Source organism: Peribacillus sp. 05N428 (assembly GCF_056397085.1).
Map to the genome: position 1 here is coordinate 18,959 of NZ_JBFTMS010000029.1, position 13,079 is coordinate 32,037.

At 40.1% G+C, this 13,079-nt stretch carries 12 protein-coding genes; 8 read left to right on the forward strand and 4 right to left on the reverse strand.

The window, feature by feature from the left end:
- Positions 1-27 precede the first annotated feature (27 nt).
- The 7 genes from AC1DIV_RS21560 to AC1DIV_RS21590 all read left to right on the forward strand — a co-directional run bounded on the left by AC1DIV_RS21560 (position 28) and on the right by AC1DIV_RS21590 (position 8,574).
- Positions 28-2,160 (forward strand): PAS domain S-box protein, encoded by a 2,133-nt coding sequence (locus AC1DIV_RS21560; RefSeq protein ID WP_340876615.1) that lies wholly within the window; start codon positions 28-30, stop codon positions 2,158-2,160.
- A 64-nt stretch (positions 2,161-2,224) separates the two neighbouring features.
- Entirely contained in the window at positions 2,225-3,421 is a 1,197-nt protein-coding gene (locus tag AC1DIV_RS21565; RefSeq protein ID WP_323597299.1) for an MFS transporter, read from the forward strand.
- Positions 3,422-3,879: 458 nt separating this feature from the next.
- Positions 3,880-4,674, forward strand: coding sequence for an SGNH/GDSL hydrolase family protein (locus tag AC1DIV_RS21570; protein ID WP_340876614.1), 795 nt, complete (start codon positions 3,880-3,882; stop codon positions 4,672-4,674).
- A complete protein-coding gene (locus AC1DIV_RS21575; protein WP_340876613.1) occupies positions 4,671-5,582 on the forward strand; it encodes an ABC transporter ATP-binding protein in 912 nt (303 codons plus the stop codon). The genes AC1DIV_RS21570 and AC1DIV_RS21575 overlap by 4 nt, the downstream gene beginning before the upstream one ends.
- Positions 5,575-6,555 (forward strand): ABC transporter permease, encoded by a 981-nt coding sequence (locus AC1DIV_RS21580; protein ID WP_034307282.1) that lies wholly within the window; start codon positions 5,575-5,577, stop codon positions 6,553-6,555. The genes AC1DIV_RS21575 and AC1DIV_RS21580 overlap by 8 nt, the downstream gene beginning before the upstream one ends.
- Before the next feature lie 670 nt (positions 6,556-7,225).
- Positions 7,226-8,062, forward strand: a complete 837-nt coding sequence (locus AC1DIV_RS21585) for an MBL fold metallo-hydrolase (RefSeq protein WP_340876612.1) — start codon at positions 7,226-7,228, stop codon at positions 8,060-8,062.
- An 80-nt stretch (positions 8,063-8,142) separates the two neighbouring features.
- Positions 8,143-8,574 carry a CBS domain-containing protein gene (locus tag AC1DIV_RS21590; RefSeq protein WP_105718815.1) on the forward strand — a complete coding sequence of 144 codons (432 nt, stop codon included), beginning with the start codon at positions 8,143-8,145 and terminating at the stop codon, positions 8,572-8,574.
- A 42-nt stretch (positions 8,575-8,616) separates the two neighbouring features.
- On the opposite strand, the gene AC1DIV_RS21595 is transcribed toward AC1DIV_RS21590, so the two are convergent.
- Both AC1DIV_RS21595 and AC1DIV_RS21600 read right to left on the reverse strand, forming a co-directional pair.
- Positions 8,617-10,590: a S9 family peptidase gene (locus AC1DIV_RS21595; protein ID WP_340876611.1), complete on the reverse strand. Its 1,974-nt coding sequence runs from the start codon at positions 10,588-10,590 to the stop codon at positions 8,617-8,619.
- Positions 10,591-10,759: 169 nt separating this feature from the next.
- Entirely contained in the window at positions 10,760-11,080 is a 321-nt protein-coding gene (locus AC1DIV_RS21600; RefSeq protein ID WP_340876610.1) for a YckD family protein, read from the reverse strand.
- A 275-nt stretch (positions 11,081-11,355) separates the two neighbouring features.
- Here AC1DIV_RS21600 and AC1DIV_RS21605 point away from each other — a divergent pair, with 275 nt between their 5' ends.
- Entirely contained in the window at positions 11,356-11,502 is a 147-nt protein-coding gene (locus AC1DIV_RS21605; RefSeq protein ID WP_105718814.1) for a lmo0937 family membrane protein, read from the forward strand.
- 91 nt (positions 11,503-11,593) lie between these two features.
- Here AC1DIV_RS21605 and AC1DIV_RS21610 read toward each other — a convergent pair whose 3' ends face one another.
- On the reverse strand, positions 11,594-12,511 hold the full coding sequence (locus tag AC1DIV_RS21610; RefSeq protein ID WP_340876609.1) for an NAD(P)/FAD-dependent oxidoreductase: 918 nt from the start codon (positions 12,509-12,511) through the stop codon (positions 11,594-11,596).
- A 139-nt stretch (positions 12,512-12,650) separates the two neighbouring features.
- Positions 12,651-12,974, reverse strand: a complete 324-nt coding sequence (locus AC1DIV_RS21615; protein WP_048678030.1) for a winged helix-turn-helix transcriptional regulator — start codon at positions 12,972-12,974, stop codon at positions 12,651-12,653.
- Positions 12,975-13,079: the final 105 nt, after the last annotated feature.

The window sequence follows — 13,079 nt, forward strand, 5'->3', positions numbered from 1 at the left end:
AGAACGTTTGAGGTGATCAGTAAAAAAATGGAACAATCAATTGTAGCATCAAATCCTGTTCTCTTTATGATTGCAGTACTTTTGATAATAATGGCTTGTTATACGGCGTTGGATTTACTGACAACATTACTGACGATAAAGAGATATAAACGCCTTGTGTATATAGGGAGCAGCTGCTCTATGGGAGTGGCGATTTGGACGCTTAATTTTGTTGTTATTTTCACCCTCGATAATTCAGGAATGGCAGCATACAACTTTTCTACAATAATTTTTTCGTTAGCATTAGCGATCGCTCTCGCAGGGGTTGGGTTATTGGCCATTTCGTATAAAACACAAGTCCTGCAAATCGTTTTTTGCGGTTTCATGTTTACGATGGCCATATTATCCAATTATATAATGGGAACATCTTCATTAAACCACTCTTTGCACTTTAACCCATTATCGGTCTTCAGTACGCTTTTCAGCATCTTTATTTTATTTGTAGCAGCACTTGCCATATTATTTCATTTTAATAAATTAAGTCAATCTTCGCTAAAACCAGTCAGTACTCTTTTGATGAGTGGTGCAATCATTGAAGGCTATTATCTTTTTGTAAGGGTGTTGCCGATGAACGCGAAAAATGAAGCGGGTGAATTTGTTCCACTCACTCCATTTATGCTTTATCTTACATGCTTCGTTTCATTATTCATCCTTGCCAGCTTGATAGCTTCAAGTACGATCGTGGGCCGGCGGTTAGCAAAAAGTGATAATACTGTAAGCGATATCCGTTATGCTTTAGATCAATCGGCGATCGTCGCCATCACGGATGCAAATGGGATCATTACATATGTTAACGAAAAATTCCTGGAAATATCTCAATATGAAAAACATGAACTAATAGGAAAAAATCATTCCATAATCAATTCTGGTCATCATCCGAAAGAATTTTTCACTGACTTATGGCTAACGATCAGCCAAGGGAAAACATGGCATGGTGAAATATGCAATCGGGCAAAAGATGGTAATGTATATTGGGTGGATACAACTATCGTTCCTTTTATGAAAAAGGGTAAACCATATCAATATATTTCCATCCGTTCGGATATTTCCAGTCGTAAAAAAGCAGAAAGTGCTTTAAAGGAGTCAATTAAAGAACTGGAAGATATGCATTATGCAATCAACCAATCCTTGATTGTGGCGATTACCGATGATAAAGGAGTCATTATCGAAGTGAATGAAAAGTTCTCGGAGGTTTCTGGTTATGGGAGAGGTGAATTGATAGGCCAGACCCATAAGATCGTTAATTCTGGATACCACTCAAAGGAATTCTTTGAAAAAATGTGGATGACCGTCCGTGAACGCAAAGTTTGGAAAGGTGAAATTAGAAACAAGGCGAAAGATGGCAGTTTTTATTGGGTCGACACAACAATTGTTCCATTTTTCAGCGAAGAAGGTAAACCATTTCAGTATTTAACCATTAGATATGACATAACCGAGCGTAAACAATCGGAAGAGATGCTCCATCGGCAGGATAAATTAGCCGCTGTCGGTCAGCTTGCTGCTGGAGTGGCACATGAAATACGCAATCCGTTGACCTCCATGAAAGGGTATACGGAATTTTTGCAATTGGATGAAACGGACGAAAATAAACAAGAATATCTGGAAATAATCATGGACGAAATCAATCGTGTGAATGAGATAGTTGAAGAGTTCCTACAATTGGCCAAACCACAGGCCTTGATTTTGGAGATGAAGAATCTTGTGCCAATCATTCAAAATGTTGTATCTTTGACGGAGTTTGAAGCCAGGAAGAAGAACATCACGCTGATTTCGGATTGTAATGACGAAGAGATCTTCGTTCGTTGTGATGAGAATCGATTAAAACAAGTCTTATTGAACTTCATTAAAAATGGTATGGAAGCTATGCCTGACGGTGGGTTCATAAAAGTCATGACTGAAATTAAAGAGGATAAAGTGCAAATATCCATTACCGACACAGGAATTGGGATTCCGCCAGAGCAGCTTAAGAGACTGGGAGAACCATTTTTCACAACGAAAAAATCTGGTAATGGGTTAGGTTTAATGATCAGCTTTAAAATCATAGAAAGCCATTTCGGAAATGTCTTTGTCGAGAGCGAGGTCAATAAAGGTACAGTCTTTAATATTGTGCTCCCTATTTAGCCTAATAGGAAGCTATGAAAAAAATAACAACTTTGTATAAGATGTCTGCATGGGGGAACTGGATTTGGAAAAACAAAAGCAAGTCAATATCATTAGCTTGAAAGTTTTTTACCTTTTTTCATTTTTTGCAGTAGGAAGTTTAACACCGCTATTAAGCGTTTATTTAGCCAATGAGGCAGGTTTGTCAGGTATTGAAATCGGTACGATCATGTCTGTTGGACCGATAGTGATGATCGTTTTTCAACCTTTTTGGGGAATTGTCTGTGATTGGAGCGGGAGACCGGCAAAAATACTGGCAATGACATCGTTGCTTGCTGGTGTACTCGGTTTAGGTTACTTGCTGTTCGATCATTATTTACTTATAGTATCCGTTGCTGTCGCTTTGGCTATTTTTCAAAGTGCGATAATACCTGTTTCAGATAGCATCACCCTTCAATATACAACGAAGATCAAATCGAATTATGGGAAAATCCGTTTATTCGGATCACTTGGTTACGGTGTGGCCGTTTTTGTAATGGGAAAATTATCTGAATCCTTCATGGGTCCTTCCGTGATATTTTATGCTTTTTTCTTCGGTCTTTTGATCTCGGCTAGTCTGGCTCTTCGTTTGCCCGAAGAGCCGCCTGGGGAAAAGGTGAAGCTTTTCGGCGGAATGAAAGAATTGATCACCATGAAACGATTCCTTATCTTTCTAGCTATAACGTTCTTGCTTTTTGGTCCTAATCTTGCAAATAATGTATACTACGGTTTGTTTGTAGAGGCAAGGGGAGGGACATATACAGGAATTGGCATTGCCTTCCTTTTAGCTGTATTATCGGAAATCCCCTTTATGAGAATCGCAGGTACCTGGATTCATAAGATAGGCCTGCTGCCAATTACCTTATTGGCTGGAACGGCCTCATTGGTCCGCTGGGTTTTGTACTTCACCGAACCGAGTTTGGCTACCGTATATGTGTCTTCGATCATTCAAGGGTTTTCACTTGGCTTATTCATTCCCGCAGCTTTACAATATATCAGGGAAGTTGTCCCTGTACGTATTACAGTAACGGCAATAACGCTTTATTCCGCCATAGGCAATGGATTGGGTAACTGGTTCAGTACCTTCAGCGGCGGAATAATCTTGGATAAATCAGGAATATATGCGGTCTATTTATTTTATGGTTTACTCACGCTGATCGGAATGCTGCTTACAATATGGCTCATGAGTTATGAAAAAAAATTAAAAGTTATGGGGAAACCCATAGGTATAATAGAAAAATGATGGAAAATAAAGCGAGGGACCTCTTTGCCTATCATGGTGAAGAGGTCTTTCTCTATTCTATTTACAAATTTGAGAGAAAGCAGGCTAAATGATCAAGCAGAATAGGATTCATTAAAATCCCTCAGTAGACAAACTCGCTGATAATGGATTTGTCTACAATATTTTAAGGGTTTGTATAATTTACACGTTGATTGGAATGAAAGGCACTCGCTTTCCGTGGCACTTTCGCCTGCCAGGTCTCCCTTGGACACGCTTTTCCCTCAGAAGTCTCGAACCACCGCCCCAATCAACTTTGTTTAAAATTTAGAAAGAACCCTTTTTGTAATCCCTTTCCGCGGTAAGTTAATAAAAGATATGCTTTTATGTAATGGGAATTTTAACCAAAACAATCAGTTTTTTATTTTTGGAAATAATATGATTTAATGGAAGATAGAGAATGAATGGAAGGGTGAGTGTTTTTGAGCAAACCAAAAGTGTTGGTTATTACCATCGCATCAGCTTTTATCGGCCTGTTTTTTTTATTTTGTCTTGGATGGGCGATTACGGACCATTATGGAAAGGGAACTTCCGATAAGGAAGTGATTGAAGAAACCACCATTAAAAAAAATGATTTTCCCGATGATTTTACGGTAGTTGCGATAGGCGATTCATTGACCCGCGGCACAGGTGATGAAACAGGGAAAGGCTACGTTGGACTTGTTATTGAAGATTTAAAGAGTGAATACAATAGAAAACCAATCATTCATAACCTCGGAATTAATGGACAAGTGTCTAAAGAATTGGTACAGCAAGTGAGACAACCGGAAGTGAAGCGCCAAATCCAGGCTGCTGATGTTATTTTAGTTACAATCGGGGGTAACGATTTATTTCAAAAAGGCAAGACCCTGCTTGAATATGATCGCGAAGCTATTACTGTATCACAAAAGAGTTTCTTGGGAAATTTACATGAAATTTTTAAGGATATCAATAAAGTCAATGATACAGCTACCATTTTGTTGCTTGGGCTGTATAATCCGTTTATAGATTTGGATGAAGACTTTGATACGAACCGAATCGTACGGGATTGGAATAATGAAACGGCGGAAGTCGTGGCTCTTTATGAAAATGCAATTTTCGTTCCAACTTTTGATTTATTTCAATTGTCGGTAAATGAGTATTTGTATTCAGATAAATTTCACCCCAATAAGAAGGGATATCGTTTAATTGCTGATAGAGTTGCTCCTTTAATAAAATGGGAGGATGTGGAACGATGAAACAGGTGACATTGTCTGTCAGGGACTTGAAAAAAAGGATTGGCAAAAGGGAAATTATTAAAGGAATTGATTTTGAGCTGAATGAAGGGGAAGTTTTCGGCTTTTTAGGACCGAATGGAGCAGGCAAGACGACGACGATCCGCATGTTGGTCGGTTTGATTAAGCCAACCTCGGGTTCCATCCATATATGCGGGTATGATGTTCGTCAGCACTTTACGAAGGCTATGAAGCAAATGGGCTGCATCGTCGAAAATCCAGAGTTATATCCATTTTTGAGCGGGTGGGATAATTTGCTCCACTTTGCAAGAATGTTACCTGATGTTGATGAAACAAGAATGGACGAGGTTGTTGAACTCGTCGGTTTGCAAACGAGAATTCACGATAAAGTGAAGACCTATTCGTTAGGAATGAGGCAGCGTTTAGGAATCGCGCAGGCCATGCTGAACAGCCCTAAACTATTGATTTTGGATGAACCGACTAACGGGCTAGATCCTGCCGGAATCCGTGAAATGCGGCAATTCATCAGAAAGTTGGCTGAAGAAGAAGGTATGAGCGTTCTGGTTTCCTCACACTTATTAGGTGAAATCCAGCAACTTTGTGACCGGGTCGCAATCATAAAAGGTGGGGAAATTATTAAAACGGATACAGTGGAGAGCTTATTATCCACGCAGGAGCGGATATTTTGGCGGGTGGAACCTATTCAAAAGGGCGCGGAAATACTTAGCAGCTTCACCGAAATTACCTTAGATCAAAAATATATCATTACAGCCTATGATGAACTTAAGACACCTGAATGGAATGCTGCTCTTAACCAAGCTGGCGTGAGGGTGCATGAAATGAATCGAAAGCTCCCGGGATTGGAAGAATTGTTTTTGCAAGTTACGGGGGGAGGTGCGGGCATTGAATAACTTGGTCCAAAATGAAATGATGAAGTTGCTGGCAAAGAAACGGTTAATCATAATCGGTCTCATCGTTGGAATTTTAGTCCTGATGTTTACATATGCCCAATACAAACAAGTGGAAGAGCAGCGGGAGAAGTTGGGAACGGATGATTGGCGTGCAGCTCTTCAGCAGCAAATCATTGATACTCAAAATCGATTGGGCTCCAATAGGATGCTCGATGAGTGGCGTGAACAGCTGCAAGTTAGTCTGAAGCAGCAGCAATATTATCTCGATCATGATATCAATCCCTCAGAACCAGGCGCAGCCACTTTTACACGCATGTTTTTGGAAAATGCAATCGATTTGTTCATTCCGCTGTTAATCATGATTGTGGCTAGTGATATGGTTTCTTCCGAAAATAGTCAAGGGACAATCAAGCTTTTGCTGACACGGCCAGTGGAGCGCTGGAAAATCTTATTGAGCAAATATGTAACATTATTATTATCGGTTTCGATTATCGTGGCGGTGACAGCCTTATTGTCTTACCTATTATCGGGTATCGTTTTCGGATATCAAGGTTGGGGTGCCCCTGTAATAACCGGATTTGAATTGAAGGGTGCTGACGTGGATGTCAGTCAAGTAAGGCTAGTTGAACAATGGAAATTCCTATTGATGGATTTGGGACTTGTCTGGCTGGTGGCGGTTGTGGTAGGGACCCTTTCTTTCATGCTTTCGGTACTGGTGAGAAGCACCCCTGCAGGCATGGGCATCATGCTGGCTGCATTGATTTCCGGAGCTATATTGAACAATATGGTTTCATCATGGGAATCAGCGAAATATTTCTTTATGGTGAATTTGAAATTGACCGCTTATATTAGCGGAACGGCTCCGCCAATAGAAGGGATGACTTTATTATCCTCCGTCATTACTCTGCTCGTTTGGTGGGCGCTTGCTTTAATTGTATCTTTTACAGTATTTACCCGGAGGGATGTATACTGAGAAACAGCCTATAGAAATTATAAGTTGTTTCAGTTTGTTGACATAATTGGTTCGGAAGTGTCGCTTTTAAAACAAGACCTGATTATCCACATGAAATTCTACTTTATATGAACTGAAACCCTCAATGGATGGGGGGAATTTACGACACTCCAGCCGAATAACTGGCTAGCCGAGACCCCACAGACGCTAGCGTCGAGGACGCTTGGCAGACAGTCGGCGGAAAGGGAGGATTTTTGAAGTCAACTGCAATTTTATAAATAAAAACTGCAGGCAAACTCGCTTTCGAGTTGGTCAATCTATTGGTGTTCGGAATGGTCGTGATTTTATCAACGGAATGATTACATTGATTTTAAAACAAGACCTGATTATCCACATGAAATTTTACTTTATATGAACTGAAACCCTCAATGGATGGAAGAAATTTGCGACACTCCAGCCGAATAACTGGCTAGCCGAGACCCCACAGACGCTAGCGTCGAGGAGGCTTGGCAGACAGTCGGCGGAAAGGGAGCGGATTTCTGTAATCAACTCCATCTTTTCAAAAAAATTGTAGGCTCGCTTTCGAATTTGCCTGCAGTCTGAACAGCCTATATAAATTATAGGTTGTTTTTTATTTTCTCGTACAGGGTATCCTTTAAAAAACAGTATGTTCAAAATGGGAGGATTATAAATGGATGATAATCATTTGAATGAAAAATTCATGCCAATGACTTCAATTTCCAGTGGAGATGTACAGATAATAAATGAGGATATATATTGTCTGTCCGTCCAAATCGTTAATGTAATTTTTGTAGGGTCACCAAAAGATGATAAATGGGTATTGATTGATGCAGGGATGCCGCGTTCAGCAGAGGCAATAAAGAATACTGCTGAAGAAATATACGGACCGCAAAAACCACCTGCTGCAATTATTTTGACACATGGACATTTCGATCACGTTGGTGCACTGATTGAGTTAATGGAGTACTGGGAGGCTCCTGTTTATGCCCACATTAAAGAAATGCCTTATTTAACGGGACAGGAAAATTATCCCGAACCGGATCCAACTGTTGAAGGGGGGATGGTCGCCAAAATCTCATCGATATTTCCGAATGAGGGAATCAACCTTGATGAAAAAGTTCAGCCATTGCCTGATGATCATAGTGTTCCCGGGCTTCGTGATTGGAGATGGGTTCACACCCCAGGCCATTCGAAAGGACATATTTCACTTTTCCGTGAAAGTGACCGAAGTTTGATTGTTGGAGATGCTTTTGTGAATGTCAGGCAAGATTTCCTATACAAGGTTATCACTCAGGAGAAAGAAATAGCAGGACCGCCGCGGTATTTAACAACCGATTGGGGGGCAGCCAAAGAATCGGTACGTCTATTGGAAAGTCTGAAGCCCGCTGTTGCCATAACGGGGCACGGGTATCCTGTTGAAGGGAAGGAACTGGAAATGGGTTTAGCGAAGCTTGCAAAGGAATTCGATTCATTAGCTAAACCGGATCATGGGAAATATGTGGAATGAAGGGTGACCGTATTTAATGAATAATTTCTCTACAGAAGTCAAAAATAAACAAGCAACTTATGAAAAATGGAGGGATTTCCGTGACTAATTTAAGAGATATCATGACAACAGACGTTGACTGTTGCACTGCGGAAGATAATATATATGAAGCAGCAGTCAAAATGAAGAATGATGATGTTGGTGTCATTCCTGTATTGGAGAATAACCATCTAATCGGTGTCATTACAGACAGGGATATCGTCATTCGCTGTGTTGCCGAGAAAAAGCCGAACTCGACTAGAATTACCGATGTCATTTCCACTAATCTTGTAACAGGTACGCCTGATATGTCAGTGGAGGAAGCTGAGGAGTTAATGGCTACCGAACAAATCAGAAGGCTCCCTATCATTGAGAATGAAAAGCTGGTCGGTGTCGTTGCATTAGGTGATCTTGCTGTACACCAACAGACAAATTCAATGGCGGGAGATGCTTTAAGTTCAATTTCCGAAGACAGAGATCAAATTCAGCACTAAAAACCAAAACTCTGTTAGCTATTGCTAACAGAGTTTTGGTTTTTAAAGATACTTATTGAACCAGCCCTTGATTTCCTCAACATGTTGCAGGCGCATTTTTGGAGATCCGCTTCGCGATACCTCATGAGTTTCATTTGGGAATGAAACAAGTACGGCTTCTTTATTTTGCCGTTTTAAAGCGACAAAAAATTGCTCGCTCTGTTCAATGGGACAGCGGAAGTCCTTTTCTCCGTGAAGTAAAAGTAAAGGGGTATCCACATTGGAAACATATTTTAATGGAGAGTGCTGCCATAGTTTTTCAGCAGAGTTAATGATATCGCCGCCAACTTCCCACTCTGTAAAATAATAGCCAATGTCGCTGACCCCATAAAAACTTAGCCAGTTACTGATACAACGCTGAGACACAGCCGCCTTAAAGCGGTTGGTATGTCCGATGATCCAATTTACCATGAATCCTCCATAACTTCCTCCGGATACCCCTAAATCTTCATCGTCTATAAAATCATACGTAGCTAGAACGTGATCGACTCCAGCCATTAAGTCCTTATAATCCATGCCTCCATAGTCGCCACGGCAGGCGTTTACGAAGTCTTGGCCATATCCTACACTCCCGCGCGGGTTAGTGAACAATACAGTATACCCTTCATTAGCCAAGGTCTGGAATTCATGAACATAGGTATTAGCATACATCATATGCGGTCCGCCGTGGATTTCTAAAATGAGCGGATATTTTTGACTACCATTAAAACCGTTCGGTCTCATGATCCAGCCGTGAATGGTAAGCCCATCGACTGATGGAAAAGTAATGGGTTCAGCCATGGACAAATGTTTATCCTTCAAAAAAACCTCATTAACAAAACTGATTTGTTCCTTATCACCATTGGTAAGGTTATATGCAAAGAGATCGCCAGGATGAACAGGTGTACTGATGGCCACGACAGCACGGTGGCTTTCGGGGTCTATAGTCAGGCCGTATATATGCTGCGGGTCAAGGATTGATGGATACATAGCTCCTTCAATGGAACCATAATATACTCCGGTATTTCCATAATCACTTATTAAAAAGTAAAAACCTTGACTATCGTTTGTCCACAAAATACCTGGGTCGACGGCTCCGATTTGGAAATCCCCTATTGCGGAATCTCCAATTTGCACGTCCCATCCGTCGGTCAAACACTGAGTCGTTTGGTCCATGATGGAATATAACCAGATATTTGAAAAGGTGGCACCGGCAAATTCTTTATTATGGCCAATGAAAGATAGATATTCGCCATTTGGAGACCATTTAGGATCTCTAAAGAAACCTGTACTATCCGTAATTTTCTCTAAAGATTTCGTATCAAGATCCATGATGAAAATATCTGAAAAAAGTTCATCATCACTTCTTTCTGCATCCCCGCTTATGAATGCAATACGCTGTCCGTCTGGAGACCACGCATTCGGAAGATGATCAATATTGTTTTCCGTCAGCAATGTGAATTCTCCCTTAAAAATGTCCGCTATTACAAGCTGCTGATACAACTGATCAAAATAGCCTCTCCCATCCCATTTATACTTGATCCGGTCATACCTATTAACTTCTTTGGATAGATCATTTTCCTTGACCGTATTAAGGTTTTCGCCTTCCTTTAACCCGGTAGAAAGCAGTAACTTGGTGGAACAAGGGGACCAAATAGGCTTTGATGCGCCGTTAACGAAATGGGTGAGCTGGCGAGCTTCGCCGCCAATGCTCCCGATAATGTGGACTTGTTTTTTTCCTGATCTATCTGATATAAAGGCGATATGCTTGCCGTCGGGGGACCAGGCTGGTGATGTATCACGATTATCCCCAAACGTCCATTGCTTTGTTTCATTCGTAATCAGGCTGAACATAAACAGATTGGAAATGTATTTTTCCGTTTTTTCATCTATTCTGGTTTGGACATAAACCGCCATGCTGCCATCCGGTGATAGCTTTGGATCGGTTACTGATTTCAAGTGAAATAAGTCTCTTGCTGTTATACCTATTTTGTTCATCCTTTTCACCCTTTCATTTCTCATAGTTATGTATTTCGCTAAAGAGAAATAAAATCCTTTAGTAAATGGTAAACGCGTCATGTTTATTTATCAAGGACGAAAGAAATGAAAATAATCCGCCCTTTTTATCAGGACGGATTATCTGGCTATATAGGCAAAAAACTTATAATCACTTATGCATATGTCGTGTATGCGGACGGTGCGGCGGTATTTGGAAATTATGTTCTTCCATCATTTTATAATGTTTTTCAAAATGTGAAACCATTTTATCGGCTTCTTCTTTCGAAAGCGCACCATACTCAACATATTTTTCGATTAATATCTTTTTGTCAGCGAGTATTTGTTTTTGGATCTTAGCGATTTCCGATTTTTGAGCATCAGTGAATTGTACACTTTCATTCTTTGCTTTATTTTCCTGTGCAGCCGGATGATTAAGGTTGACTAAGAATAGGGAACAAGCTGTTAAACAGATGACAAAAAACTTTTTCATGGATGAACGACTCCTTCTTTTTAATGATATTTTCTGCCTAATTGAAGAACTGTAGAACCTTTAAAAACCTGAAAGTCTCTTCCTAATGGTGAATGATTATCAATATGGAAGATTCCTTATTTCTTTATTATCATTTACAGCATTTACAGTTTTATGTAAAAAATAAGGGGAAGGTTTGTTAGAGAAAGATCTGGGTATTTTAAATGTAAGTTGAAATTTTGTTGAAACTTCTTATTAATAAAAAGTCCTTTAAAAGGGAAGAAAGGGGGATTATCATGTTTTGGACGATTATTGGTGTAATAATATTATTATGGGTTCTTGGTTTAGTCTTTAAAGTGGCTGCAGGCTTTATACATATCTTGCTTATCATCGCGGTCATTCTCATTTTGGTTAAGGTTTTTAAGGGAAGGAATCGAATGTAGATGTGTATTGAATGACTGACCTGGAAAAGCTTTTAAATACCAATGTAAAAGGCGGCCTGGTGAACAGGCCGCCTTTTAATTCAGTAAACTGTCAATCATAAGGAAGTGGATGGCCTAACAGCCTCTTATGAATCCATATCGCTGACTGGGTGCCATCTCCCATGGAAATGGTGACTTGTTCGGAATGGGCAACGAGGTCGCCGCCTGCCCAGACTCCTTTAATATTCGTTTCTTTAGTCCGGGGATGAACCACGACATGATTGTTTTCATTGACTTGCACACCTAATTGTAAGGCTAGGTCATTATTAAGTTTGTTCCCTTTAAACGCCGTGAATGCCTTTTCAGCTCTGATAAGTTTACCAGATACTAATTCTATGCCCGTTAACTCCTGATTGGCATCGACATGAACCTCACAAACTTCCTCTTCAATAACGGGAATGTGATTTGCCGTTAACTTATCTCTATACTCATCATCAATTTTAGATTTCAAATGGTTTACGTAAATGATATCTTTTGACCAATATAATAGAGTAAGCGCCATGCCTGCACCCGTATTTCCGCCACCAAGAACAACGGTTTTCTTATCCATGATCTCATACCCATCACAGTCAGGGCATATATATGTGGATGTCCCAAGAGTTGAATAGATGTTTTTGATTGGAGGAATGTTATCGGTAATGCCAGTACCCAGAAAAATCATTTTTGCTTGATATTCCCTGTCATTTTTAGTTTTGATAAAAAACTTGTCCTGCTTTTTTTCTAGAGATGTCACTGTATCATCCGTGAATTCGACACCGAATTTTTCAGCGTGCTGCCTGCCAAGCGTCCTTAATTGTTTCCCGCTTACACCGTCTGGCCACCCAAGAATGTTATGGTATGCCTTGGCAATGGAAGAGCGGCCTTGAGCAGAATCAATGACGATAATATCATGTTTATATCTTCCTAGCTGGATGGCTGCCTGAATCCCGGCTATACCTCCACCAATAATAATGCAATCTGCTTGTTTCATGAATTCACCGCCCATAAATTTGGAATAAACCTAGTGTTATTCTATCTGTAAAAAATATACCACTAGTCGCTAGAGCTTAAACAAAAAAAAGGAGGAAGTCCGCTTCTGGCAGATCTTCCTCCCTTATCTTTAGCCTATATCATTGATTCTGTATTGGTTCGAGCCATTCTTGTGCCCAATTTTGAATTTCGTTCATAACCGGTGCAAGGGCCTTGCCTTTTTCAGTTAAAGAATATTCAATCCTGACCGGTGTCTCTGGATATACGTCCCTTTTAACAATACCTTCAATTTCCAAGTCCTTTAAACGTTCAGAAAGAATCCTGCCGCTTATCGGGAATGCAGATTCAATATTACAAAACCGTTGAGGGCCATTAAGTAATTGATTGACAATCAATCCAGTCCAGCGTTTACTCAAGATTTGCATTCCTTTTTCAAATCGTGGACAAAGTGTCGTATTATTCATCATATCACCTCATTATTAATATATTATAATGCATTTACCTCATATGTAACAACTTTACCGAAAATTATTTAGTTACTAGAGATGTTATGGTATAAGAAATTCACG